This is a genomic window from Roseovarius bejariae, assembly GCF_009669325.1.
Taxonomy (GTDB): Bacteria; Pseudomonadota; Alphaproteobacteria; order Rhodobacterales; family Rhodobacteraceae; genus Roseovarius; species Roseovarius bejariae.
Map to the genome: position 1 here is coordinate 446,331 of NZ_SZWE01000001.1, position 25,214 is coordinate 471,544.

The following is a 25,214-nucleotide window of genomic DNA, read 5'->3' on the forward strand; positions in this document are numbered from 1 at the left end:
ACAAAAACGGATCAAATCTGTGGGGATCACAGGAGTCACCCATGCCATACGCCCATTCCGACAGTTCCGAGGCGCTGATGCACGCCCCCGCGCCGGATGTGAAAACCCGCGAGAAACTCGAAGGCGGCAAACGCTTTGAAATGGTCAGCGATTTTGACCCCGCCGGCGATCAGCCCACGGCAATCGCCGAGCTATCCTCGGGCGTTCTGGGCGGCGAACACGATCAGGTGCTTCTGGGTGCCACCGGCACCGGCAAGACCTACACCATGGCCAAGGTGATCGAGGAAACCCAACGCCCCGCCATCATCCTTGCCCCCAACAAGACACTGGCGGCGCAACTCTACGGGGAATTCAAGGGGTTTTTTCCCCATAACGCCGTCGAATACTTCGTCAGCTACTACGACTACTACCAGCCCGAGGCTTATGTGCCCCGCTCGGACACCTATATCGAGAAGGAATCCCAGATCAACGAACAGATCGACCGGATGCGCCACTCCGCCACCCGCGCGCTTCTGGAACGCGACGATGTGATCATCGTGGCCTCGGTCTCCTGCATCTACGGCATCGGGTCCGTGGAAACCTATGGCGCCATGACCCAAGACCTGATCGTCGGCAATGACTATGACCAACGCAAGGTCATGGCCGATCTGGTGGCGCAACAATACCGCCGTAATGACCAGGCCTTCCAACGCGGCTCCTTCCGGGTGCGCGGCGACAGCCTTGAAATTTTCCCCGCCCACCTCGAAGACCGCGCCTGGAAGCTCAGCTTCTTTGGCGAAGAACTTGAATCCATTACCGAATTCGACCCGCTGACCGGCGAAAAATGCGCCTCCATGGACCGCATCCGCGTCTATGCCAACTCCCACTACGTGACGCCGAAACCGACCATGCAGCAGGCGGTGATCCAGATCAAAAAGGAACTCCGCACCCGGCTGGATCAACTGGTGGGCGAAGGCAAGCTGCTTGAGGCCCAACGCCTCGAACAACGCACCAATTTCGACATTGAAATGCTGGAAGCCACAGGCGTCTGCAACGGGATCGAGAATTACTCGCGCTACCTCACCGGCCGCGCGCCGGGCGAACCGCCCCCCACCCTTTTCGAATTCATCCCCGACAACGCCATCGTTTTCGCCGATGAATCCCACGTCTCCGTCCCGCAGATCGGCGGCATGTACAAAGGCGACTACCGCCGCAAGTTCACCCTCGCCGAACACGGCTTCCGCCTGCCGTCCTGCATGGACAACCGCCCCCTGAAGTTCGAGGAATGGGATGCCATGCGCCCGCAATCCGTCTTCGTCTCCGCCACCCCGGCGGCGTGGGAGCTGGAACAATCCGGCGGCGTCTTCACCGAACAGGTGATCCGCCCCACCGGCCTTCTGGATCCGCAGGTCGAAATCCGCCCCGTCGACACCCAGGTCGACGACCTGCTGGACGAGGTGCGCCGCGTCACCGAAGACGGCTACCGCGTGCTCTGCACCACGCTCACCAAACGCATGGCCGAAGACCTCACCGAATACCTGCATGAACAGGGCATTCGCGTGCGCTACATGCACTCCGATATCGACACCATCGAACGCATCGAAATCCTGCGCGACCTACGGCTGGGGGCCTTCGACGTGCTGGTGGGGATCAACCTGCTGCGCGAGGGGCTGGACATCCCCGAATGCGGGCTGGTCGCCATTCTGGACGCGGATAAAGAGGGCTTCCTGCGCTCGGAAACCTCCCTCATCCAAACCATCGGCCGCGCCGCGCGGAATGCCGAAGGCCGCGTCATCATGTACGCCGACCGCATCACCGGCTCCATGCAGCGCGCGATGGATGAGACCGAACGTAGGCGGACAAAACAGATCGCCTATAACGAGGAACACGGAATCACCCCCGCCACCATCAAGAAAAACGTCGAGGATATCCTCGCAGGCCTCTACCAAGGCGACGTCGACATGAACCGCGTCACCGCGACCGTCGACAAACCCATGGCCGGCGCCAACCTACAGGCGCATTTGGACGGGCTACGCACCGACATGCGCAAAGCCGCCGAGAACTTGGAGTTCGAGGAGGCCGCAAGGCTGCGCGATGAGATCAAACGGCTCGAAGCCGTCGATCTCGCCGTCGCCGACGACCCGCTGGCCCGTCAACAAGCGGTCGAAAAAGCCTCCGAGGAAGCGACGAAGTCGCGCGGCCGCTCAACGGCCGGACGGCCCGGGCAACGGGGTGGGAATGTGAAACGGCTGAAAAAATGAAAGCTACTAGTTTTCTTGGATTCTAATAGCTGAGAAACTTGTCTTCGACACAAAGGTCTGATCGGTATGCGTGATATTTCCGTCGCCAATGAAACTTGCCAATCTTTTTTTGCTGGCTTCTATTAGTATCCCTGTATCAGGATCCAAAAAATCACCATTTAAGTGGGTTAACGCCATAACAAGTGTCGCTACTGTCCTATGATTAAGTCCATCTTTGCGTGAATACCAAATGGAGCATCCGGCTTCATGCTTATGGACAGGACCAGCAAAGAATAATTCACCATAATCTTCAATGTCCGCCGAGAGCGCCACCCAATCACCCAGACCTTCTCGCTGATAAACGTGACCACTCACTTCAGAACCCACAACATCTGAAATACCATCACAGACCTCTCCAAATGTCCGTGAAAACTCAAGTCTGCTGTCACAGCCATGATTCAACAGCTCGATATCCAAGTTTGCGTGGTCCCTCATCCTAACTTTCCAAGCCACTGAATGCAGATACAAACAGCTTTGCCGCCATCACGCTCTGAAACTCCGTCCATGCCTTCGACCCAAGCCACTTCTCGCAACGCAGGTTTTCCATTTAAAAATCCAAATTTTCTTCTTGGCTCCAAATTCGTTCCGAAATCATAAGCCTTTTCCTGATCTTGTCTACCTGGATAAGCTTGCACACATTTCCCTGAATAGAAAACTTTGGCTTCATAACCCCATATTTCCATAGAGTTTGCGACCTTATCGTATTCCAAATCGTTATGTTTCGAAATACACCGATGATAAATTTCAGATTCCGCCATTTCACGTTGCAGCAGTTATTGACACAATTACCAATGATTGTGGCAATTTTTCGCCTGTGTCAAACGAGTAAAGTTGATTTGAAACTTACTGAACTAAGATACAACACTTTGGGCGCGGCTATTTTCATACTTCTTGAGCCAGTAGAACAATTACTCATCCGCTGCACCAGCCAATTAAGAGTTATGTTCCAACGACTTTCACTTTGCCAAGACACAAAGCAAAATATCATTTTTTGCAACCGCGCGCTGCTCCACTGGCTCACCGCACCGCCCCCGATTTCTTCAAAAGAAATCGGACCGAAATCTTTTCAAGATTTCGGCACCCCCTTAAACCACTCACTTTAAACAAAAAAACGCGGCCCCCTTTCGGGCGCCGCGCCTAATCTCACATCGCGTCAGGCCGCTTAGGCCAGGGCGAGGTTCGTTGCGCTTTCGCGGCCGTCACGGCCTGCTTCCACGTCGAAGGTCACTTTCTGGTCGTCGGCCAGGCCAGTCAGGCCCGAACGCTCAACGGCGGAGATGTGAACAAAGACGTCCTTGCCACCGGATTCCGGTGCAATGAAGCCATATCCTTTGGTGGTGTTGAACCATTTTACAGTGCCATTGGCCATCTGTCATTTTCCTTATCATAAGTGCCGCTCGCAATATGCAGCGGCCCGGCAAAGCGCGTCTGGATCGAGTGACTGCGTGCCGGTGAAGGAAAACAGAAAGTTCGAATAGAAGGTCTTAGCCCGCCCTCTCTGACCGATCCGCCGGACCAAGGCAAGATAATTCGTGTCCCGCCTCACGCAGAGCGGAATTACGCGAACCGTTTAAAAATCGAAGATATCCTCAAGGAAATCGCCGATCCCGCCACGTTTCTTGCGTTTCTCGCCGCGCGTATCGCGCCGTGGGGCGGATGCCTCGCCACCCGAGGAACGATCAATGATCTTGTCCAGCTCGCCACGGTCCAGCCAGACACCCCGGCATTTCGGGCAATAGTCGATCTCGACACCGGAGCGGTCGGTGATCACAAGTTCTTCGCCATCCACAGGGCAATGCATCGGGGTCGGCCTCCATTATCATCCAACTCAAGATGAGATGGGGCCGCCCCTGTGCATTTCAATCCCTCAAGACGGGTCCGAGACCGTCAGGCCCAGCATCCGCCATGCGGTCATGCCGCCACGGTAATAATGGATTTTCTCGGCCGGGAATCCCGCCTCGATCATCCGCCGCGCCGCCGCCGGGGATTGCCCGCACCACGGCCCGTTGCAATAAAGCGCGACCGATTTGACGTCATCCCCGTCACAGATGAACCCCTCGAAATCCGGCTCGCACCCCAATTCGCCCAGACGATCGGGCGCCTCGGTGTAAGGAATGTTGATGGCGCCCGGAATGGCCCCGGTCGCATAGTCGCGCGGGACGCGCCCGTCGATCACCACCACATCGGGGTCTTGCAGGAATTCCAGCATCTCCAACTCGCCAATCGGCGTCACGCCGGGCGCGGGCACGATGGGCTGGATGCAGAAATTCGGACAGGGGCGCGAGGTCCGCGCCCATTCGCCTTCCAGCCTGTTGTCGTTGTCCTGAATGCGGCTGATCTCCACCGGGCCGCCGGGGGTTTCCACCGTGACCGACATCATGTCGGGCCGGATGTTCACGGCCTCCTGCGCCGTGGCCGCCCCGGCCATCAGCGCAAGTGCCATCGCGATCATACGTGTCATGGGTCCTCCCTTTCGTTGCTCGTTACCGGATCACATGCACCGCGCAATTGGCATGCCGCACCACCTGCGCCGCCGTACTGCCCAAGAGCAGATCGGCCATACCGGGCCGGTGGCTGGCCATCACGATGCAATCCACGCCGTTCTTCTCGGCATAATCCACAATGGTGCGCCCCGAATGGCCATCCACCACCTCCGAACTCCCCTTCGGTACGCTGCCCGCCATCTCACGCAATTCGGCTTCTATCGCCTGACGGCTTTCCACAAGGTAATCCTGCGGCACATAGGAAATCGCATAGCTTGGAACCTGTTCCATCACGTGAATCAGGACAATCTCTGCCTCGTCCCCGGCAAGTCGTGCCGCCACTTCAAGCGCACCCGCCGCGTCGCGGTCATTGTCAAAGGAAACGGGCACCAGAATTTTCTTGTACATCTCAGGAGTCCTCTCGTGTTGCAATGGCCCATGGTGACACTGGCGCGCCACGACGGCCTTGATCGATATCAGTCCCGCCTATCGTTCTGCGGCGGCTTCCATCTGGCGCGCAATCTCGGCAGCCCATTCCCCGATCACCGGCAACATCTCTATCTGGCTGATGGACCACACCAGAAACGACAGCAGCACCGAAGCGCCCAGCACCGTTCCAAGGCCAAAGGCCGCGCCGCGCAGGAAATTGAACCACAAAAGCTTGGGCAGGGAATTGTGCAACCGAACAAAGCGATGCCTGTTCAGTCGCCCCACCTCGCGCCGGAGTCCGGCAACTTCTTCACGCAGCTCCGCCGCGTCAGGCTCAGTCGAAACAGGCTGCGACGTCATACATCACCGGCTCGAAACTCTTGCACAACTCGTTGATCCGCCGGTTGCGGCGGCGCATTTCCTCGCTGCGCAGCATGGCCTGGAAATCCTCGCGCTTTTCCCATTGCGAATAGTTGGCAATCCGGGTTTGCGCATCGTTCACATGCAACCCCGCCGCGATAAAGCCGGGCTGTTTCGAAATGAACTCCTCATAAGCCGCCGTCAGTTCATCCAACAGGTCCTGACAGGTGCCCGGCGTCATCTCGAAGGTGGTGATCACCGTCTGGCGATCATTGGCTGGCGTAATCTTGAGCATGGCACACCTCCTGCATGTCAGCCTAGCAGGTTCAGGACCCTGTGCAATGCCCCGGATTTGCCCCGGATTCACCGAAGTTCATCACAAATCCGCCCCAGTTGCCCACTACCCCTCGTTGAAAACGACGGTAAGACAGAACAGGGCACCCCATGGCATGTACAACTAAGATCGACTATACGCCGCAGGTTTCCGAAAAACCGCTTGGCCTGCCGCAGATCACGCAGGGCTGGCAGGCCGCGCTCAACATTGCCAAGGCCACCGGCAGGCCCCTGCCCGCCGTCGCCGCGAATGCCCCGGATGCCCCAACGAAAGCCCCCGAGGACAACGCCAATGCCCGCATCGGCCTGACCAAGGGCGCAGTGATCGAAACACTGGACGGCCCCAAACCCGTGGAAAACCTCAAACCGGGTGATCTGCTGCGCACCGGCAGCGGCGCCTACCGCCCCTTGCGCCATGTCTTCCGCGTTGAGCTTGACGCCCCCCGCCGCGCCATCCGCATCAATGCCGAGGCCCTCGGCCCCGGCTTGCCTGAAAAGGGCATTCGCCTGCCCAGGGATCAACAGATCCACGTCACATCCGACATCGCCCGCCGTATGTTCGGCCATGAGGGGGCACTTGTCCCCGCCCATCTTCTGACCGCCCTGCCCGGCATCGCTGCTGCACGGGTCAAGGATCGGGTCCATTACCTGCTTTTGATGGACAGGCAGGACACGGTTTTGACGCGGGGCGTGCCCACAGAAACACTCGCCCCATGTGCCCGCAACCTCGACCTTGTGCCAGCGCATCTGCGCAGGGCGATAACCCGTCTCTACCCCGGTTTCGGGCAAGACAAGCCCAAGGCCGCGCGGCACCTGAATGTTCCGAAAACCAAGCGTCAGAAGCGCCTTGTGCACAAGCACGCGAACTCCGGCACCCCTCTTCTGGGCGACGATCCCGCACCCGAGGACCACAAAACCGGCTGACCGCCGGTTTACGTTAACGTCAGATTTACCCTGATTAAGCAATGGTAAGCGCAGGAGGTGTCTCATGCTGCGCGCCCTTGCCTTATTGGCCCTGTGCCTGATGGCCCCCTGCGCCTCCGCAGGGCCATGGCCGCGTGCCCAAGGGGAAACCTTTCTGTCCGCCACCTACGAAACAGGTGGCCCCGACGACTATGCCAGCCTGTACGCGGAATACGGCCTGTCAAAGCGCCTGACCCTGGGCCTCGATCTCGGCGCAACACCCGACACCGCGAAAAAGACCATCGCCTTTGCCCGATGGCCCGTGGGTGGCACCGACCGCCCCCTGCGCATGGCGGTTCAGCTGGGGCTGGGTTACGCTGAACGCTGGCGCACACCGCCCTTCAAGCTGGTGATTACCGGCGGCGGCCCCCTGCCGCCCCTGCCCGGCCCCCGCCCCAAGATGCGCCCCGTGCTGCAAACCGGGGTCTCACTGGGGCGTGGCCTTGGCATTCTGGGGCACAATGGCTGGATCACCCTCGACACCCGCGCCGAGACGGATGATGCCCTGGCCACACAGTACGAGGCCGACGCAACCGTCGGCCTCAAGACCCGCAAGGGCCATATGTTCATCATGCAACTGCAAACCGGCGCCACCGACACCGGCCAGACATGGGCCAAGCTGGCCCCGGCCTATGTCAGGCAACTCTCGAATACCACGCATCTCGAAGTTGGCGTGACAGCCGGTTTGATGGAGGGCAACGATCTCGCCGCCCGCTTCGGCCTGTGGCAAGAGTTCTAGAACGGGTCGTCGATCCGTACCCGCATGATCACCGCCCCCTCCACGGGCGTGCCCCAACGCAGGCGCAACTGGTCACGATCCGGGCCATACTTGGCAAAGACGTATGGCACCCCGTAATGCTCGTTGCCCGCGCCATCGCGGATCGGCCCGGAATGGGTGATCGATTCCACCGTTTGCGCCCAGGCATTGAACGGCAGCTTGTCGTCCACATCCACGATCCAGCTTTCCTGCGGCGTGGGTTCATCGTGTCGAATGGTTACCGGGCTGGCCACCGGGGTCTGCACCTGGTTGAAGGTATTGCCATCAAAGGTGATGTCGGAAAACTTGTTGTAATCCAGATCGGCGAAAGAGGTATCCACCGCCTCGACACGGGTAATCTCCGAGCCGACCACACGGAAATTGTTGCCCGTCACCGTCAGGCCGTTCAGGTAATGCCCCGGCCCATGCGGCTTGACCACGATATAGTTGAACCACGGCGCGACATGGGTGCTCATGAAGACATTGCCGGTGATGCTCAGCGAACTGAAGGAAAACTCGCTGGAATACTCCGGCGCCTTGTCATGCTCGTTGGCCCATTCGATGAAACTGTTGTCGATGTAATTGCCGGTGATGGTGCCGCGGTTGTTGGTCCGTGTCAGGACAAGGCCCGCCGTGCGCGGCGAATCCTGCAAACTGTCGCCCTGGAACCAATGGTTGCCCATCACGATCGTGGATGAGCCCCCCAGCACCGCGAAATGCCGGAAAAACGTCGCACGGTTGTTGCGCAGCTTGACGTCATTGGCATTGGCATTGATCGCGACCGAGGTCCGGTCCACCGCCGCCAAGGGCCCCTCGTCCGACAGGAACTGGCACCGATCCACCAACATGCCCTGATCGCCCTCGCCATGGCTGGTGATGGCGCGATCCTTGGGCCGGGTGAAGAAACAATCGCGAAAGGCGATGGCCCCCGCCCGCGGCGGCAACAAGACGCCGCTGCACTCGCCGCGGCACTGCAACTCCACATCCGACAGGGCAAACTTGCCCAAGTCCTCGAAGCCGCTGAAATCAAGGATGTACTTGAACCGGCGAAAGGTGAAAACCTGCGTGCCATCGGCATCGTACAACGGCGCGCTCAGGGTGATCTCCTGCGCCGCGACATTCTTGGAGCGCACGTAAACCTCGCGCCCCACGCCCGCACCTTCGATCAAGGCTCCGACCGGCACATTGGCGACGTTGACCACCCCCGTCAGGGTCTTGGCGTCATTCACACTATAGGTCGCCTGCGAGGTGACAACCTCCGTGTCCCACGCAGGCCCCGGCAACATGGAAAGCTGCCCGTTTCGAATGACCCGCCGCTGGGAATAGAAATCCCGGTTGTTGACGGCCGCCTGCATGTCGATCGGCGCGCTCACCTCGATCAACCGCCCGCCCAGATCAAGCGATTCATGCCCGGCATTGTTAAGCAGCGCCTGAAACGCCTTCTTGAAGGCCAGCTCGCCATCGCCAAAAGCATCGATATAGGCCGGAAGGTCATAGTTCCGCGTGAGCGACAGCATCTTGTCCTCGGGCATCGTCACCATGCCCTCGAACCGAACACGGGACTGGAACGTCACGCTGTCGGCCAGATGATAGGTGCCCGCCGGCACCAGCACCTCGCGCCCATTGGCCGCCGCATCGGCAGCCTCGAAGGCGGCGGAATCATCCGTGCTGCCATCCCCCACGGCGCCGAAATCGCGCACATCGACAATGCTCAGCATATCCCGCAGGAAAAAGCGCGTGACATCTTCGACCTCGATATCGTCGATCCGCACGGTTCCGCCATTCGGCCCCGTCAGATCAAGGCCCACATGGGCATAAATCGGTTGAGCCCCCCAAATCATATCAACGCCGCCCCGCGCACCGCTGCCGATGATCGCGCGCACCTCCACGACATCGCCATATTGTGTCAGGCTCACTGCCGGGCCAACCTCGGTCAGGCCCGTGACGTGCACGTCACCTGCCCCCCCGGCCCAAGCCGCGATGCGCACATCGGGCAAGGCGCCGCTGACGGCCTTCACGCGCGCGCGGACCTGCAAGTAACACCCGGGCAGGATCGGCGTCTGCCCCATATGGCGTAGCCGCTGCACGCTTTCGTTCTTGATCAGCTCCAACGCCCCGCCAAAATCCTGATCGGCGGGTACGAAAGCCGCATTTGCCGCGTTCTCATAGGTATCCGACCCCGGCGTACCATCCCCGCTCGACCACACGTCCAGCCCCGCCGCAAAGCGGGGCGGCATGAAACTCACCCCGTCGGTGATTGCCTTGTTCATCGCTAAATCCCTTTGTTGCGCGCCCGAAGCCCCATGCGGCCCGGAGCAGCCTCTGCCTTTGGGCCTCCGCCCGGGCAAAGGGGTATCTACAAAGGGTTAACGGGGCCCGACCCCACCGTGACGGTGCGTATGCAGACCACCGGGATTTGGGTATTTTTGCCAAGAAAAAACCAAGGGTGAATCAAACAGCCCCCGCAGGCGCGCGAAGCTGCACGCCGTCGATTTTCCAACCGGTCTCACCTTCGACCATGTCGTAGTCAAGGATATGCAAGGCCCCTTGGGCATCGCGGATCATCACCGGCTGAACAAGCCCTTCCGCGTGCTCTTCGATCGGCAAAAACCGCAGGGTTACGGGGCGCCAGACCATGGGGTATCCCTGCCGCACCATCTGGCCAAACCGCTCAGGCGTCTGGAAAATACCGCGTATCGTCGGGCTGGCGTAGGTGAAGGCCCGTTCGAAATCATCGCTTTTAAAGGCGTGAATCTGATCGCGTATAACCGTCCGGACCGCGCCCGGGTCGGCCAGGGTCGGACCGGCAAGTCCGATGGCCAAACAGATCAGCACAAACAAACGTTTCATGGCACACCTCCCAAAAGTGAGGTAGTGCGCCACAGCCGCCAATCAAATCGGCCTTACTCCGCCGCGCCTTGCAACCCCTTGATATAGGCCACCAGATCGGCCACCGGTTGCGTCGTCATGATCTTTTCGCCGCTGGGCATCTCAAGCGTGACACCCTTGCCATAATCAAAGAACGTTCCATAGACCGGCATCGGGCTGCCGTGTGCGACCAAGGGGTCGCGCCCGTCGATCCGCTTGACCACCCGCTCCAGCGGGAACACACCGCCGTTGACCTCGCTCAGCGCACTCAGGTCCGCCGGAGCAAGCGTCAAGACCGCGCGCATCGGCCCATGGCCGGTGCCTTCAAGACCATGGCAACTGGCGCAATAACGCTCATAGTCGGCCTGTCCCGGGGTCTCGGCCATCGCGGCACCGCTGATCCCCAGAAACGCCAACGCACCACAAAAAACCACTGCCTTCATCTTCAGACCTCCTTGCCTTGCTGCGCTAGTCACGCTGCAATGTTTCCAGGTACCGCGCAATATCCAACAGGGCCCGGGGCGTTTCCACCACGTCACCACGTTCATCACGCCACATCACCGTCGGCCCTTCAAGGATCGGGCCGAACTCGGGCATCACGTGAAATTGCCCCGGATACCCATAGACCCGCGCCATAACACCGGAATAGGGGAAAACGCCATCATTGCGCGCCGCCAGCCGCGTGAGGTCCGCTGGGGCCACCGGCAAATCTTCCGCCAGAGGGCCATTGCCCTGCCCGCTCCCGCCATGGCAGGTGACACAATAGCTCATGTAGGTCTCCTGTCCCGGTGTGGTTTCAGTCACACCACCGCAGGCCGACACTGCCAAAACCGCCGCCACGCTCAAATGCCGCATACCCGCTCTTTCATGACTTTGCACTGTGCCCTGATTGAACGCCAAGCCAAGCAAGCCCGCATTGATCCAGATCAGCACAGATCAGGCCATGCCGCGATCAATGCCACCATGAGAACGGCAAAGCGACAAGAAAACAAGCGCAGACCACAGGCTCCGGTTCAGGTCAGCCCCGCCAATCCGCGCACCTGCGTCCAGACCCCCTCATCCAAGTCCACGGGATTCATCGGGGTTTTCCCCTGCCCGGGCATCCGCGCGCCCTCGTCCTGCGCCACACCGGCCTCGACAGCCGCCAACCTGTCGAAAAATGCCCCGGACCCCTCGGGGTCCATCAACAGGTAATACTGACCCAAGTCATGGGGCGGGCCCTCGGGGGCCTTCAAGGGTGTCACATCCCGGCTCACCACGCCGCCGGTCATGCCCGCGGCCAGAAGTTCCGCCATCAGGCCAAAGCCCCAGCCCTTGTAGCCGCCCATGGACACAAGCGAACCGCCCAGCGCTGCCTCGGGGTCGGTGGTTGGCCGCCCTTCGGCATCCACCGCCCAGCCCTCGGGGATTGTTTCACCGGCGGCCTTCGCCATGGTGATCTTGCCCAAGGCGACCGTAGTGGTGGATTGGTCAAATTGCATGGCAATCCCGCCTTTGCCATCGGGCACCGAAAAGGCAATCGGGTTGGTGCCGATCACCCGCGTCTTGCCGCCCGGTGGCGCCACGATGGGCGAGGCATTGGTCAGGCCAAAGCCGATCAGACCCTCGCGCGCGATCTGTTCGGTGAAATACCCCAAAGAGGTGCAGGTATGCGCATGACCCACGGCAAGGCTCGCCACGCCATTGTCCCGCGCGGCCTTAACTGCCTCGGGCAACCCACGGGCAAAGGCAGGCTGCGCAAAACCGAACTTGGCGTCCACCTCCACTACACCGGGGCGCGGGCGGCTGACTTCGGGCTCCACGTCGCCTTTCACCCGGCCAGTGGTCAGTTGCGTGCAATAGCTTTCCAGATAGTAAAGCCCGCAGATCTTGTTTCCGACGCTTTCCGCCTTGCGCACCGCATCGGCCACGCAGTCGGCCACCCATTTCGACGCGCCATGGCGCATCAACGCCGCGCAGGTGGTCTTTTCAATCTCGTCCAGCGTGACCGATACCATGGCGTTGTCTTCCCTCTTTCGTGATCCAACGCAAATTGCGCCAGCCGCGCACCTCAGGTCAATTCAAACCTTCTTAAGACCAGTTCAGCCTAACGAAATCCCCGGGCCCGGGCTCATTCCCGAACACCCGGCCAGAAGAGGGTTCACACGCCGAACACCGGGGGCCAACGTTCACACCGCCCCCCGGCTTTGTAGGCTTACACGAAGACGAAATCATCCGCGTCCAGCTCATGTAGCCGCGTACCGGCCAGCGCCAGGCTGTCGTCATCGCCGAAATCGAACACCACGCCGCCACGCTCGGGCCGCGCCATGTCCATCAGGTCATCGAAGCCCTCCACGCCATCGACATCCAACGCGATCACATCCCCCGGGCGATGTCCCCAGCCGCCATACCAACGGCCAAAGCCCCAGCCGCCGCCATGCCAACCGCCGTCTTCGAAATCCTGAATCCGGTCTTTGCCATCGCCGTCTCGGAACACGAAAGTATCGCTGCCGTCCCCGCCCCAAAGGGAATCGTCCCCAGCACCACCCGAAACCGTGTCTTCGCCGCGCCCCCCAAAGAGACGGTCAGCGCCCACTTGTCCGGCAAGGTCATCATCCCCGGACAGGCCGTAAATCCGGTCATCGCCATCACCACCATGAAGACTGTCAGCCTTGAAACCTCCGAAAATCCGGTCATGGCCGCCGGCGCCGAAGATCCGGTTTTCGCTCCACCAGCCACCGAACATGCAGTCCTTGCCCTCGGTTCCGACCCACCAACCGTCATAGGGGGTTTCGTCAGCCGTGACATCGATCCTCACGCGCGCCTCGGCCTCAAGCGCACCATCGCTTGCAACGTAGGCAAAGCTGGCCTCGCCTTCGAACCCCGCATCGGCCACGAATGTCACGATCCCGCTGGCATCCAGCGACACCGTCCCGCCCACGGCGTCAGACACGGAGGTAATTTCAAGCGCGTCACCATCCACGTCGCTGTCATTGGCCAACAAGGTCGCGCCATCAATGTCCAGCGGATCGCTGCCACTCGTGCCAAAGCCGCCATCGTCCGCCGCCACCGGCGCATCGTTCACAGGGTTGATCGTGAGCGTAAAGGTGTCAGCAACGCTATACTCCCCATCCGTGGCGTCGACGCTCAATTCCAGCACCCCGGCCCAATCCGCAGGGGGCTGACCTGTAAAGGCAAGCGTCCCCGGATCGAAGCTCAGCCACCCCGGCAAGGCCGCTCCACCCGCCAACGTGGCCCTGTAGATCAAGGTATCGCCATCCGGATCACCTACAAATCCTGCGGGCAGCGTGAAATTGATCACGCCGTCTTCCTCACCGCTGACATCAGGCAACGACTGCATCAACTCAGGCGCGGTATTGCTCGCCAGAATATCCAGCTCAAGCGGCAGCACGGTCGCCGATTGCCCGTCCGAACCCGTCACGGACAACGCAAGCGTCCCGACAGAGCCATCTGGCGCAACACCGCTCAGCACCCCGCCCACCGGATCGAAGCTCAGCCACTCCGGCAGCGGGCTCCCATCCGCCAGCGTCACCTCAAGCGTGATCGCATCGCCATCCACATCGGCAAACAAGCTGTTCGCCGATAGCGTCAGCAACAGGACATCACCCTCGGTGACCTCCTGCGGGGCAATCGTACCTACTGCCTCGGGCGCATCGTTCACCGGCAGCACATGCACGGCAAAGTATTGCTCGGCGCTCTCCGCCCCGTCGCTCGCTGTCAGCTTCAGATCGACAAAGCCGGACCAATCCTGTGGCGGTGTCCCCGATAGCACCGCACCATCGAAACCCATCCAGTCGGGCAGCGCGGCACCGTCCACCATCGTCAGGCTCAGGCTCAAAGCGTCGCCATCCAGATCGGCAAAGGCATCAGCCGGAATATCAAAGCCCAGCGCCGTGTCCTCGTCCAGATCGACGCTGCCAATCGGTTGGTCGGCGACCGGGGCATCATTCACCGGGGTCACTTCGATTGTCGCCGTGCCCGTGGCCTGAAGGCCGCCTGCATCTTCGACGACGTACTCGAATGTCACCTCACCGTTGAAATCGGCCTCAGGGGTGTAGCGCCAGCTTCCATCGGCCTGCGGCTCCAGATCGCCCCCCGAAACCGCACCGACGGAAACCAGCGACACACTCGCCCCATCCGGGTCACTTGCCGCAGCTATGAGAGCAGCCGCGGTAATGGACAAACGCCCGTCCTCGCCAAGCGTGAACGCCGCAGCACCCGCATCAGGGGCCACATTTTCAACCAGCGCCAGCGTGGTCGCGGCGCCTTCGTCCAGCGGATCGTCGGCAAAGACAAGGCGCTCGACATTATACAGACGGTTCACGCCGTCACGTCCGCCAAGGTCCGTCACCACGATCCGACCGTCTTCCACCTCGACGACATACTCCGCCCGCGGCCCGCGCAGGACAACCGTGTCAAAGCCTTCACCGCCATCCACGATATCGTTGCCACCGCGCACCTCGATCACGTCATCCCCCTTGCGCGCGTCGATAAGGTCAGAGGTCTCGAAGCCGATGATATCGTCTCCGCCATTCGAAATCTGGCGCGTCATCAGAGAGTGGCGGATGTCTTCGGCCGTCAGGGTAGTTCCATCGGCGAAATTGAACACCTCGACCTCGCGCCCGTCACCGGCAAACTGCCCCTCGACATACAGCGCCGTGCGAACCTGCCCGCCCACTTCGATCAGCAGGTCGTCAAGGTCGTCCCCGGTACGCGTCAGCGTCAACTGCCCGCGGTTCAGGCCCGCGCCGAAATCAAGGCTGTCGGTCCCACCGGCATCGACCACGAAATCGCTGTCATAGCCTTCATCGAAGCGATAGGCATCGTCGCCGGTGCCGCCACGCAACGCATCATTGCCTGCACCGCCATCAAGCACGCCACCGCTTGTGCCGGTGCTGATCACATTGTCCCCGGAATTGTCCGACGCGCCCACCAGCGCCTCGAACTCGGCGCGTGTCATCTCGGTGCCGTCCGCGAAAACAAACCGTTCCACACCGGCAGAAAACAGCGGATCGTCCCCCCATGAACGGGGGGCCTCCTCTCCCGGGGGCGGCAACGGCCCGCCCGAGAAAAAGCTCTGCATCTCGTCCATTTCATGCCACCGCTCAAGGGTCACAACCTCACCCGTGCGGCGCTCCGTGCCCCAATTCCCCTCCGCGCGGAACTGGTTTGAAATCAACATGCTGTCCGCCTGCCCTGCTATTTCAATGCGCAGGTCATCCAAAGATGCGCCCGTTCGGGTCAGCGTCAGGTCATCCACCGTAAGGCCCGCTCCGAAACGGAGCGTATCAATCTCGCGCAATTCACTGAGGTCATAGAACGTGAATTCGTTATTATCGGGGTAATATGCATAGCCCTGCGCGGTTTCGATAATCACATCCTGCCCGGCACCGATGCCAAAGTGATACTCATCACCGCCGCCCGATCCGCGCAATGTGTCATTGCCCGCGCTCTGAACCAGATCATTGGCAAAAATATCGCCCGTCGTGATGTCGTCACCCGCACTGACCGCCATATCATCACTCAGCAGGTCGGCCAAAGTTGTCACGGTGCCATCACCGAACCGCAATTCGCCCAGCCACTCGGTCTGGAGAATGGTCACGCCATCATAGTCCTGACGCGCCTGGATCGCGTCGTTCACGGTCACCGTGGTGCCATCGACAAGGGTGATGTGAAAGTCCTCGAACAGCGGGCCAAGCCGTTCGATAGTCACTTCGCCCGGCAGCACCTCGGATTCGAAGGCCAGCCGGTCCACCTGCCCGGTGATCACGTTGTCCCCGTCCCCAAGGCCAATGGAAACCACGTCCGTTCCGCTGGTGGAGTCAAAGAATATCTGATCATACCCCCCGCCCGGTGCGAACAAGTCATCGCCACTCGCACCCGAGAAATTACTCCTTGTTCCAACGAAAATCTGGTCGTCCTCGCTCGGCGCATAAAGATCGGCAAGAATGGAATCGACAGTGACGGTTTCACCCGTCTCCGTGAAATACAGCGAATCCATCCCCGAGAAATTGTCGCCCCACGCCGACCCGACCAACCGGATCACTGACCCATCCGGCATCGCCACGCGCAGCCCCCAGGCCGAGGGGTCATCGAACTCGTAATAATCGCTCAGCCCGTCGATATCGACCCGCTCGATGGAATAGGTCAAATCCCCCGATGCGATACCTGCTCCGAACTGCGTGGTCAGGCCCTCATTCGTGCCCAGGACCAGATCGCTACCGTCGCCAAGGCTCCACTCGACAGTGCCGCCCCCACTCGTGGAGATGATCAGGTCATCCCCCGCACCGCCGATATAGGTATCCTGGCCAAAGTCGCCTTCCAGCCGGTCGTCATCCGCCCCACCGTCAAGCAGGTCATTCTCCCACCCGCCAAACAGGGAATCCTCCCCCTCTCCGCCGTTCAGGGTGTTGTCGTCGCGGTATCCGCTCGGAGTGTTCCCACGATCACCGCCATCAATCAGATCATTTCCTGCATCACCCGAGAGTGTGTCGGGCCCGCCTCTCCCGTTGATCGTATCATCCCCAAGACCGCCGGAAATGTCATTTCCGTTATCATCGCCCGTCAGCAGGTCGTCATCGTCCGAGCCGACCTCGGGTTCGATATTGCCGTCGATCAAGTCCATCACTTCGGGCAAGGTATAGACGTAATCATCGCCCGCGAAGGTGTAACGCTCTACATGGCCGCGGGTATTGTCCACGATGAATTGCGCCCCAGACGGCTCATGCAGGAAGGTCAGTTTCGTCGCCGCCCGCGATACCGTCAGCTCATCGAAGGCAAACCCGATCTCGACCAGATCGCCCCGGTCCTCATCCACGAATAAATCGCGATAGAAACTGACTGGCCGATCCGGATTGAAACGACCGTAACCATGGTCTTCCACGACATCCTGACCGCTCTCTGCGTTGAAAACGTAAAGATCATAACCTCCCAACCCGACAAAGGTATCGTTGCCCGGACTGAAAAAGCCGAAAGCCTCCTCGCGCCCGCTGCCTGTCAGCCGGTCATCGTCGGGTGTATCCTCCATCAAGTATGACAGGATGTCGTCAGACGTCAGGTCAAGCCCGCTTTCGAAACGGAACCTGTCGATAATGAAATGCGCATTGGCGAACTGGTTGAGGATTTTCACCTGCTCCCCCGTGTCCGCGATGGTGATCAGCAGGCTGGACTGGTCACCGAACGCCGGGCGCTCGAAGATCAGGTCGCCCGGTTCGATCCCGGGGCCGAATTGCAGCGTATTGGCTGGGCCGAAGGTGCGATCATCCACGATCTCGTCGTTGCCATAGCCCCGCCCGAAAACATAAGTCGTCGCTTCTTCGCCCCCCATCAAAACATCATCGCCCGCGCCTCCATCCAGCACCGTGCCCGTACGTTGGAAAAGCGTGTCATCGCCATCTGTCCCGGTTTCGACCAGACTTGCGAAGAGCGCTTCCAGATCGCCGAAATTCACCTGCTCGCCATCGGCGAACCGTAGCGCGATGGTGCCAGAGTTATCGGCCATCAGAAGGTTGCGGAAGGTCAGCGTTTCGCCGGTGGCATTGATGGTGATCACCACATCGTTGCCAATCGGCCCATCGTTGCGCCCGATGGTCACATCATCACGGGTCAGGCCCTGCATCTGCACGATATTTTCGACATCGCCCGTCGCACCGGCAAAGAAAATATCGGCATCCACCTCGTCGTTGCCCTGACCTTCCCCCCAAAGCAGGATCTCGTTCTTGTTGCCCCATTTCAACTCGTCGTCACCGGCGCCGGTCAGCGCCACTTCCGTCGGGATGAAAAACTGTAACCCGAAAAGCGACGGCGAGATCATCGCGTCATCGCCCGCACTGCCCATATTGGCATCGACAAGCGTGAAATAATCCACCCCATCAAAGCCCGCGGCGGCCAAACGCGCCTCCACATCCGCCTGATAGGCCGCGCCCTCGTCCCCTGCGGCCTTCACATCCGTGAACGACAGGTAGACGCGATCAAGCATCATGACACCGGCCTGGATATGGGCGAACTTCTCGGCCCACTCTACCGGGGCTGTATCGAATATCTGATCCAGCATATCGCCCGACACCGTACCTGCATCAAGGTCGATGAAGGCCGCGTTGTTGAAGGCGATCTGCGGGATCATATCGGCCCCCACCCCACCGGCCGCCGCGAATTTCACCATGGTGTCGCGCAGGATCATCTCATATTGCAGGTCCAGGATCTGCCCCGCGGTACTGCGCGGGTTCGGGCCGCTCCACTGTTTGAAATCGGTATCCGAAACAACCTCGATCAGCGCGATCCGTTGACCATCGGCGCTGGCCCCCCGTCCGAACGCTCCAACGCCCTCGATCCTGGCCCAGCGCATCAGCACCGCTTCCACCGCCTCGCGGAACCCCGGCAGATCGCTGCCGTCCATCGCAAGCACGCCTTCGACCATCTGGCGCAGCGTGCCATCCTCGGCCATCGCCACATGCAGATCGGGCAAACCGCCCGTTCCCACGATATCGGGCAGCGCCGCGACCCCCTCGGTCAACGCGCTCTTGTCATAAATCGTGTCGAACTGGTTGAAGCGGAACCATACATCCGACACTTCCTGCGTTCCGCCCGCGCCCGTCACGTAAGTGCCGGTATCGGTAATCAGGCTGTCCTCGATCTGGCGATCCCCCGCCACGGCATCAAGCGAGATTTCCGAAACGCCCACCTCGTCCAGCGCAAACAGTTCCCCCTCGTCCGAGCGTCCATCGCCATCCAGATCGCGCCACATCCGCAGCGATCCATAATACGTGTCGGTCGCGTTGATGACCCCGTCGAGGTTCAGGTCATAGGCCGCCAGCGCATCGAACCCGCTGCTGAACCGCTCGTCCAGCCCGCCAGCACCGACAAGCCGACCGCCATCTTCGAAACCCGGAAGCAAGGTGGAATTTCCATTCGCGCCCGAGAATGTGTCGCCATAGCCAAACAGCTCCTGCGCCCCGTCGATCACGCCATTGCCATTAAGGTCGATCGCCAGAATTCCGTCGTCGGCATTCACCCATGCGGTGCGTTCGGCATCCCCATCCGCGTCGATGTCGAAATAGGCCGCACTGTCGTTCATCCGGATGATCTCGATCCCGTCACCATCCAGATCGAACACCAGCGGCGACGCAAAGCAATCCGGCGGCGACCATTCCGTGGGGTCCTTGTCTTCGTCCTCAAGCGTGATCCCCAGATCACCCTGCGACCACCCCTGAATGGTGATTGATTGGCCACCCATGGTGACGGTCAAGCCACCGCCACTGCGCTCGTATTCCTCGCCATGGTCACCAATGTACTTGTCGTCTTCATCCCCCCTGTTGTTGGGCTGATCCCCCTCGTCCCGGCAATGTCTCGAACCATCGTCTTCCGGCGCCGGACGCGTCGCCCCGTTCAGCTTGGCACCGTTGAAGAAAACTTCGCCTTGTCCATCGCTATCCGAAACAGTGTCGCCATCCTGGGCATAATAGGTATCCGCCCCCGAACCACCTTCCAGACGGTCACTTTCAGGGCCATATCCGCCACGGAGTTCATCGTCGCCGCTGCCACCGTAAAGGGTGTCGGCTCCCTCTTCACCATTCAGGGTATCGTTCCCGCCGTCACCGAAAAGCGTGTCGTTGTCATACCCCCCGAGCAGGGAGTCATTCTCGCCACCGCCCCGCAGTTCATCGTTCCCTGTGCCGCCCCCAAGCGTATCTTGCCCTTGGTGGCCGAAAAGGTCGTCGTTTCCTGCACCGCCCCAAAGCGCGTCATTTCCCGAGGATCCGTCTACGTGCTCAAACCCGCTGCCTCCGAGGAAATAGAGTTTCGAGGCGCTGTTTCCTCCACTGTAGGCCGCACTGCTGCCGCCAAGCAAAAGCTGCACCCCGCCACGTGCGGCAGGCTCGGTATTCGACTGCCCGACGTGGTCAAGATCGAACGCCTTGGTGACAAGATTCAGCCCATCCCACACCATGAACGCGAACTTGGCCTGATCCTCGGCAAGAAACAGGCCGCCGGGAGAGCTCAACACAGTTCCGATTTCACTATTCGCAACGGACGCCCCGTTTGAATCCTCGGCCCATCCCCAGCTTTCGGGCGCCCCGGGGGCGGCAGAACTCAAGCCTGAACCGGCAAGCGCCTCGGACTGTGCATCAAAGGGGTTGAATTCCTCTATCGAATAGCTTTTTTCCAGATTTCGCGCATCGTTGAGCCAATTCACCTTCATACCATTGGTGATCGAAATTCCAGAATTCTGCGCCTCCACCAAAAGGTCATTGACTTCGTCCATTGGCGTCGACGAATTGAGCCCCGCTTTATACAGAGCCTCAAATACCGGGGTCCCCGATGCATCATGCAGCTTTAACGTGTCATCAAAGGTACCCGTTAGGAATTCGAACAGGTCTTGAACTGCGTCGTCAATTTTTACGTAACTGGCAACCTTTTCATAGGCAAAAGTCAGCCCCGCGACGACAACGGCGCCGGTCGCGATTGCGGCCACAGTAGCCCCACCCACGACAGATGCGGGTAATAAAAAGGCTGCTGTTGCAGAGGCAGCCACGCCAGCAACGACACCAACTGCAAGTTTTGCACCCGTATCCGCGGCAAGGACATCCCATGTATCATCTGCGTTTTGCACGAAACTGACCGCGACCGTCGTAGTCGCTCCAATAGGTCCCGGGATAAGAGATCGGACGTTAATATCGATCTCCTTAACACCACCACTCGCGGCGGTCTCAACCAAGCTCGTGAAGAAATTTGCAAGTTCAAAGCTTGCCTGTTCGATGAAGGGCGTATTTGAATCGGGAAGCTTTGTATAAACCACGGCCATGTTTGAATTCCTTGGGTCTAGGGAGTTACGAAAAATAGCTGATCAGGCCTGCTACGAATAATGCAGCAAAGACCCTGATCCCGGATTTGCGCGCCAGTCTGTAATACGCATCCGAATAAGCCTTGTTGATGGGGTCGTCCTTATCGGGGCCGGGCAACAACCGGAGCATCCCAGAATGTCGATTTTCGCAAGAATGGTCTTCAGGATAGAATTCGCTGTGTATCCTCCTGATTTTAAACCAAAATCCATATCCATAATACCCCGCGTAAATAATTAACCCCAAAACGATTGCGCCAATCAGGGCCCCATATTCTTCGGACCCGACAAAGTCGTTCAGGGACGCGGCGACGAACGGCAAAGTCATTCCTGAAGTCCCCAGGAGGGCAAATGCCGGTGCGAAAATTGACCTCTTTCAAGCGCGCTGATGAAATCAAGCACTCCTCCTGTGAGGCGGTAAATTTTGTTCGTTGCATAGCAATTGTGAGAGCTCATCACTCACCCACCGTCTTAAATTCTCTAATCAGCCTGAAGCCCGTGAAATCACGCCGACTCGTCTCGGATGGGCGTGTCCTTCTGGCGGGTCGAAGATTATCCATGCCACTTTGAAACCCACCTCCCTTGGCAACGCGCCGATGTGCGCTTGCATTGACCGGGCATGTCGCCGTGCGCGCGAGGTAGGCGCTATCAGTCGGCAGTCCCAAATGCTCGTCTGACCAACAAGACCGGGTGAATTCCCACACATTTCCCGACATGTGACGCACCCCCCATCCGTTCGCAGCGTCAAGCTCGTCCACGGCGACCACGGTATCGCGGTTCTTGAGATGCGGCAGGCGAACACCAAGGGTCTGTTCGGTTACGCGCCCAAGGAAATTGGCCTGAGTGCTGTCCAGATCATCGCCCTGCGCAAACCGTGTCGTCGTGCCCGCCCGCGCCGCGTATTCCCATTCCGCTTCAGTCGGCAGACGGTAAACATCATCCCCGACCTGGCTGTTCACCCAGTCTGCAAACTCCACCGCATCCAGGAAAGAAACATTGATGACAGGGTGATCTGGCCCCAAGGACACGTAGCCGCGCTGACTGAGGGTGCGATGATCGGGTACATGCGAACAGCCCCCCGCCTCGACGCAGGCCATCCATTCTGCATGTGTCACCTCGTTGCGGCCGATCGCATAAGGAATGTCCATCTCGACCAGGTGACGAGGGTGTTCATTTCGAATTATGTGTATCTCATCACGCCCACGCTGGCGAAAGGTCGCGTCCTTGCCGAACATATCAAAGGGGAACCGCGAGGACTCTTTCGTCGCCCCCATCATGAACGCCCCCGGCGGGATCACGATCATCTCCGGGCAAACGTCGCATTCGCGAAAGCGCTCCAACGGCGCGACGACCTCCCCGGTGCTCAGTTGGTATGACTCATCGCTATCGGCATGTCCGGGCGCGGCGCAGAGGGCTAGACCGGCAAAGCAGACACCAAGGCCCCACTTTGCCCGTGCCGTATTCCACCTCATGGAAAAAGGAAGACAGGAAAGCAATGCCCTAACCAATCGCACCAAACAGCCCCCAAGCAATCAACTTATTGGCGATTGGAACTTCATCAGCCTCATGAAGTCAACACCTAGGAAGGTTTGTATAAACCACGGCCATGTTTGAATTCCTTGGGTCTAGGGAGTTACGAAAAATAGCTGATCAGGCACCGAAAGCACCACCGCTGTTTTGGTGCCTCGACATATCGCCCCGGTCCGTAAAATCCTCTACCATTACCTATTCTCCTTTTCGAATACTCGTAAAATACGAAACCCCCAGAAGTCGCGTCTGCGATCTATTGTGGGGCGATATCGACGCGCGGGTCGCAAGCTATCCATGGTGGACCCGTAGTCCCCTCCCTTCGCGACGATTCTTTCACAAGGCCTGCGCGCTCGCGTGTGCTCCAGGTAGGCGCTCGACGTGGGCAGCCCCAAATGGACGTGGTGGTCACAGGAAAGAGTGAACTCGGCGACATTCCCGGACATGTGCCGCAGGCCCCAGGAATTGGCCGCATCAAGCGCCCCAACTGGAACAGGGCCATAACGGCTTACCAAATCTGGAAGTGGCATGCCCCGCAGCTTTTCCGTTGCGCGCCCCGAAAAATTCGCCTGATCGGATGTCAGATCGGAGCCTTGCGCAAAGCGTGTTGTCGTGCCCGCCCGCGCCGCATACTCCCATTCAGCTTCGGTCGGCAATCGGTATACATCCGCGCCGACCCGCCCATTCAACCAATCAACATAGTCCTGAATATCAAGAAAAGATATGTTCACCACAGGATGATCCGGGCCAAGATCACGATAGCCTTCTGGCGTCAAAACCCGATGATCAGGTTTGTGCGTGCAGGCACCGTCATCCACACAGTGCATCCACTCTCGGTGGGTGATCTCATTACGAGCCATAGCATAGGGAATATCAATCTCCACCCTATGACGCGGATGTTCAGAGGGCATGATGTTGATTTCGTCGGGACCACGTTTCCGGCCTGTCGCGCCCTCACCATAAAAATCGTACGGATTGCGCGACTCGCCCGGTATCGCCCCCATCATGAACGCCCCCGGCGGGATCACGATCATCTCCGGGCAAACGTCGCATTCGCGAAAGCGCTCCAACGGCGCGACGACCTCCCCGGTGCTCAGTTGGTATGACTCATCGCTATCGGCATGTCCGGGCGCGGCGCAGAGGACTAGACCGGCAAAGCAGACACCAAGGCCCCACTTTGCCCGTGCCGTGTTCCACCTCATGGAAAAAGGAAGTGAGGAAAGCAATGCCCTAACCAACCACACCAAACAGCCCCCACGCAAACAACTTATTGGCGATTGGAACTTCATTACGCTCATTGAGTCAACAGGCAACACCGGAAATCGATTCTTGCAAATATCTGCATACTCCCTTCAACCTAGCAGCCTGATACCCCCTCAGGTTGAGACTGGCCCGGCCTCGAACCCACGCGCGCTTGATCATCGGGGCCAACTGCGGCACCCTGCGCCATATCAAAAGAGGGGTCTCAATGACGTTTGCCCGTATCAAGTTGCTTGGTGTGTTATTTCTGATGTCCCTCGGGGGTACACTTTGGGCACAGGGCTTCGACAAGGGACGTGATGCTTATAATAAGCGCGACTTCGCGACCGCTATGCGGGAGTTGCGCCCGCTGGCGGAACAAGGCGATGCCCGCGCCCAAACCCTCCTTGGACAAATGTATTCCGAAGGCTTCAAGCTGGGAAACGATACCTTGGAAAGAGATGAGGCCAAAGCTGCTCAATGGACGCGCCGCGCCGCCGAGCAAGGCCACCCCCAAGCCCAGTTCAATCTGGGTAAAATGTACGATGGCGGCCATGGCGTCTCCATGGATCACGCTGAAGCGGCACGATGGACACTTCGCGCGGCCGAACAGGGCCATACCCTTGCTCAGCATAGCATTGGGGTGAACTTCCTTGTCGGTCAGGGCGTCCCGGAAGATGGCGCAGAAGCTGCGAAATGGCTACGCCGCGCAGCTGAAAAGGGGTATCCGATCGCGCAAAGGCAACTTGGCGAGCTTCTCGCAAGGGGCGACGATGGTATTCCGCAAGACGAGGTTGAAGCCTTGGGGTGGCTCGGACTTTATGCATTGCAAACAGGGCGCGATCCCGCCCATTTCAGGCTCGGGGTGCGCTACGAACACGATCCCACGGATTTCGTCAGGGCGTATATGTTTTACGCTATTAGCAAGGCCAACGGCTTTGAATATGCAACCGAAGCCATAGACAGTGTATCCGAAAAGATGGCTACCGCTGAAATATCAAAAGCCCAGGCAATGGCCCGTGACTGCCTGCACAGCAACTATATCGACTGTGGGTGGCGAACTCCGTCTACGCTCGAAAAGTAGGGATGGGTCAAGCCCTGCCCAACAGATCATCGCGGCAAGAATGGGCGCGTCCGTG

22 protein-coding genes are annotated in these 25,214 nt (G+C 59.5%); 5 read left to right on the forward strand and 17 right to left on the reverse strand.

Annotated features, from left to right (window positions below):
- Window positions 1–41 precede the first annotated feature (41 nt).
- Window positions 42–2,240 (forward strand): excinuclease ABC subunit UvrB, encoded by a 2,199-nt coding sequence (gene uvrB, locus FDP25_RS02200; protein WP_154148534.1) that lies wholly within the window; start codon window positions 42–44, stop codon window positions 2,238–2,240.
- 6 nt (window positions 2,241–2,246) lie between these two features.
- On the opposite strand, the gene FDP25_RS02205 is transcribed toward uvrB, so the two are convergent.
- Window positions 2,247–2,696, reverse strand: coding sequence for a hypothetical protein (locus FDP25_RS02205; protein WP_154148535.1), 450 nt, complete (start codon window positions 2,694–2,696; stop codon window positions 2,247–2,249).
- Window positions 2,697–2,710: 14 nt separating this feature from the next.
- Window positions 2,711–2,989, reverse strand: coding sequence for a hypothetical protein (locus FDP25_RS02210; protein WP_172982728.1), 279 nt, complete (start codon window positions 2,987–2,989; stop codon window positions 2,711–2,713).
- Between the two features lie 81 nt (window positions 2,990–3,070).
- Here FDP25_RS02210 and FDP25_RS17015 point away from each other — a divergent pair, with 81 nt between their 5' ends.
- Window positions 3,071–3,382: a hypothetical protein gene (locus FDP25_RS17015; RefSeq protein ID WP_172982708.1), complete on the forward strand. Its 312-nt coding sequence runs from the start codon at window positions 3,071–3,073 to the stop codon at window positions 3,380–3,382.
- 59 nt (window positions 3,383–3,441) lie between these two features.
- On the opposite strand, the gene FDP25_RS02215 is transcribed toward FDP25_RS17015, so the two are convergent.
- From FDP25_RS02215 to FDP25_RS02240, 6 genes are all read right to left on the reverse strand, one after another.
- A complete protein-coding gene (locus FDP25_RS02215) occupies window positions 3,442–3,648 on the reverse strand; it encodes a cold-shock protein (RefSeq protein ID WP_154148537.1) in 207 nt (68 codons plus the stop codon).
- A 201-nt stretch (window positions 3,649–3,849) separates the two neighbouring features.
- On the reverse strand, window positions 3,850–4,080 hold the full coding sequence (locus FDP25_RS02220; protein WP_154148538.1) for a TFIIB-type zinc ribbon-containing protein: 231 nt from the start codon (window positions 4,078–4,080) through the stop codon (window positions 3,850–3,852).
- Between the two features lie 66 nt (window positions 4,081–4,146).
- On the reverse strand, window positions 4,147–4,740 hold the full coding sequence (locus FDP25_RS02225) for a rhodanese-like domain-containing protein (protein ID WP_154148539.1): 594 nt from the start codon (window positions 4,738–4,740) through the stop codon (window positions 4,147–4,149).
- Window positions 4,741–4,762: 22 nt separating this feature from the next.
- Complete coding sequence (locus tag FDP25_RS02230) at window positions 4,763–5,170, reverse strand: universal stress protein (RefSeq protein WP_154148540.1); 408 nt, start codon at window positions 5,168–5,170, stop codon at window positions 4,763–4,765.
- Between the two features lie 78 nt (window positions 5,171–5,248).
- Window positions 5,249–5,551 (reverse strand): DUF5665 domain-containing protein, encoded by a 303-nt coding sequence (locus FDP25_RS02235; RefSeq protein ID WP_154148541.1) that lies wholly within the window; start codon window positions 5,549–5,551, stop codon window positions 5,249–5,251.
- Window positions 5,526–5,846 (reverse strand): antibiotic biosynthesis monooxygenase family protein, encoded by a 321-nt coding sequence (locus FDP25_RS02240; RefSeq protein ID WP_154148542.1) that lies wholly within the window; start codon window positions 5,844–5,846, stop codon window positions 5,526–5,528. The genes FDP25_RS02235 and FDP25_RS02240 overlap by 26 nt, the downstream gene beginning before the upstream one ends.
- 149 nt (window positions 5,847–5,995) lie before the next feature.
- Between FDP25_RS02240 and FDP25_RS02245 the strand changes: the two genes are divergently transcribed.
- Both FDP25_RS02245 and FDP25_RS02250 read left to right on the forward strand, forming a co-directional pair.
- On the forward strand, window positions 5,996–6,808 hold the full coding sequence (locus FDP25_RS02245; RefSeq protein ID WP_154148543.1) for a Hint domain-containing protein: 813 nt from the start codon (window positions 5,996–5,998) through the stop codon (window positions 6,806–6,808).
- A 64-nt stretch (window positions 6,809–6,872) separates the two neighbouring features.
- Window positions 6,873–7,586 carry a hypothetical protein gene (locus tag FDP25_RS02250; RefSeq protein WP_154148544.1) on the forward strand — a complete coding sequence of 238 codons (714 nt, stop codon included), beginning with the start codon at window positions 6,873–6,875 and terminating at the stop codon, window positions 7,584–7,586.
- Here FDP25_RS02250 and FDP25_RS02255 read toward each other — a convergent pair.
- The 9 genes from FDP25_RS02255 to FDP25_RS02295 form a co-directional block, all read right to left on the reverse strand.
- Window positions 7,583–9,874, reverse strand: coding sequence for a glycosyl hydrolase family 28-related protein (locus tag FDP25_RS02255; protein ID WP_154148545.1), 2,292 nt, complete (start codon window positions 9,872–9,874; stop codon window positions 7,583–7,585). The genes FDP25_RS02250 and FDP25_RS02255 overlap by 4 nt on opposite strands.
- Before the next feature lie 181 nt (window positions 9,875–10,055).
- The gene (locus FDP25_RS02260; protein WP_154148546.1) at window positions 10,056–10,454 is read right to left on the reverse strand and encodes a DUF4864 domain-containing protein; all 399 of its coding nucleotides are present in this window, start codon (window positions 10,452–10,454) and stop codon (window positions 10,056–10,058) included.
- Window positions 10,455–10,507: 53 nt separating this feature from the next.
- Window positions 10,508–10,915, reverse strand: coding sequence for a c-type cytochrome (locus FDP25_RS02265; RefSeq protein ID WP_154148547.1), 408 nt, complete (start codon window positions 10,913–10,915; stop codon window positions 10,508–10,510).
- A 25-nt stretch (window positions 10,916–10,940) separates the two neighbouring features.
- The gene (locus FDP25_RS02270) at window positions 10,941–11,327 is read right to left on the reverse strand and encodes a c-type cytochrome (RefSeq protein WP_154148548.1); all 387 of its coding nucleotides are present in this window, start codon (window positions 11,325–11,327) and stop codon (window positions 10,941–10,943) included.
- Window positions 11,328–11,485: 158 nt separating this feature from the next.
- Window positions 11,486–12,469, reverse strand: coding sequence for an Ldh family oxidoreductase (locus FDP25_RS02275; protein ID WP_154148549.1), 984 nt, complete (start codon window positions 12,467–12,469; stop codon window positions 11,486–11,488).
- 197 nt (window positions 12,470–12,666) lie between these two features.
- A complete protein-coding gene (locus FDP25_RS02280) occupies window positions 12,667–20,733 on the reverse strand; it encodes a tandem-95 repeat protein (RefSeq protein ID WP_154148550.1) in 8,067 nt (2,688 codons plus the stop codon).
- A gap of 565 nt (window positions 20,734–21,298) precedes the next feature.
- Window positions 21,299–21,637, reverse strand: coding sequence for a hypothetical protein (locus tag FDP25_RS02285; RefSeq protein WP_154148551.1), 339 nt, complete (start codon window positions 21,635–21,637; stop codon window positions 21,299–21,301).
- 127 nt (window positions 21,638–21,764) lie between these two features.
- Complete coding sequence (locus FDP25_RS02290; RefSeq protein ID WP_172982729.1) at window positions 21,765–22,649, reverse strand: formylglycine-generating enzyme family protein; 885 nt, start codon at window positions 22,647–22,649, stop codon at window positions 21,765–21,767.
- Between the two features lie 381 nt (window positions 22,650–23,030).
- The gene (locus tag FDP25_RS02295) at window positions 23,031–23,906 is read right to left on the reverse strand and encodes a formylglycine-generating enzyme family protein (RefSeq protein WP_172982730.1); all 876 of its coding nucleotides are present in this window, start codon (window positions 23,904–23,906) and stop codon (window positions 23,031–23,033) included.
- Between the two features lie 398 nt (window positions 23,907–24,304).
- Here FDP25_RS02295 and FDP25_RS02300 point away from each other — a divergent pair, with 398 nt between their 5' ends.
- The gene (locus tag FDP25_RS02300) at window positions 24,305–25,159 is read left to right on the forward strand and encodes a tetratricopeptide repeat protein (RefSeq protein WP_154148554.1); all 855 of its coding nucleotides are present in this window, start codon (window positions 24,305–24,307) and stop codon (window positions 25,157–25,159) included.
- The last annotated feature ends 55 nt before the right edge of the window (window positions 25,160–25,214 follow it).

Excerpts from the sequence above, each read along its gene's own strand:
- uvrB (WP_154148534.1), top strand. The coding sequence starts at position 42 with ATGCCATACGCCCATTCCGACAGTTCCGAGGCGCTGATGCACGCCCCC.
- FDP25_RS17015 (WP_172982708.1), top strand. The coding sequence starts at position 3,071 with ATGATTGTGGCAATTTTTCGCCTGTGTCAAACGAGTAAAGTTGATTTG.
- FDP25_RS02215 (WP_154148537.1), bottom strand. The coding sequence starts at position 3,648 with ATGGCCAATGGCACTGTAAAATGGTTCAACACCACCAAAGGATATGGC.
- FDP25_RS02220 (WP_154148538.1), bottom strand. The coding sequence starts at position 4,080 with ATGCATTGCCCTGTGGATGGCGAAGAACTTGTGATCACCGACCGCTCC.
- FDP25_RS02225 (WP_154148539.1), bottom strand. The coding sequence starts at position 4,740 with ATGACACGTATGATCGCGATGGCACTTGCGCTGATGGCCGGGGCGGCC.
- FDP25_RS02230 (WP_154148540.1), bottom strand. The coding sequence starts at position 5,170 with ATGTACAAGAAAATTCTGGTGCCCGTTTCCTTTGACAATGACCGCGAC.
- FDP25_RS02235 (WP_154148541.1), bottom strand. The coding sequence starts at position 5,551 with ATGACGTCGCAGCCTGTTTCGACTGAGCCTGACGCGGCGGAGCTGCGT.
- FDP25_RS02240 (WP_154148542.1), bottom strand. The coding sequence starts at position 5,846 with ATGCTCAAGATTACGCCAGCCAATGATCGCCAGACGGTGATCACCACC.
- FDP25_RS02245 (WP_154148543.1), top strand. The coding sequence starts at position 5,996 with ATGGCATGTACAACTAAGATCGACTATACGCCGCAGGTTTCCGAAAAA.
- FDP25_RS02250 (WP_154148544.1), top strand. The coding sequence starts at position 6,873 with ATGCTGCGCGCCCTTGCCTTATTGGCCCTGTGCCTGATGGCCCCCTGC.
- FDP25_RS02255 (WP_154148545.1), bottom strand. The coding sequence starts at position 9,874 with ATGAACAAGGCAATCACCGACGGGGTGAGTTTCATGCCGCCCCGCTTT.
- FDP25_RS02260 (WP_154148546.1), bottom strand. The coding sequence starts at position 10,454 with ATGAAACGTTTGTTTGTGCTGATCTGTTTGGCCATCGGACTTGCCGGT.
- FDP25_RS02265 (WP_154148547.1), bottom strand. The coding sequence starts at position 10,915 with ATGAAGGCAGTGGTTTTTTGTGGTGCGTTGGCGTTTCTGGGGATCAGC.
- FDP25_RS02270 (WP_154148548.1), bottom strand. The coding sequence starts at position 11,327 with ATGCGGCATTTGAGCGTGGCGGCGGTTTTGGCAGTGTCGGCCTGCGGT.
- FDP25_RS02275 (WP_154148549.1), bottom strand. The coding sequence starts at position 12,469 with ATGGTATCGGTCACGCTGGACGAGATTGAAAAGACCACCTGCGCGGCG.
- FDP25_RS02280 (WP_154148550.1), bottom strand. The coding sequence starts at position 20,733 with ATGGACGAAGTCAATGACCTTTTGGTGGAGGCGCAGAATTCTGGAATT.
- FDP25_RS02285 (WP_154148551.1), bottom strand. The coding sequence starts at position 21,637 with ATGACTTTGCCGTTCGTCGCCGCGTCCCTGAACGACTTTGTCGGGTCC.
- FDP25_RS02300 (WP_154148554.1), top strand. The coding sequence starts at position 24,305 with ATGACGTTTGCCCGTATCAAGTTGCTTGGTGTGTTATTTCTGATGTCC.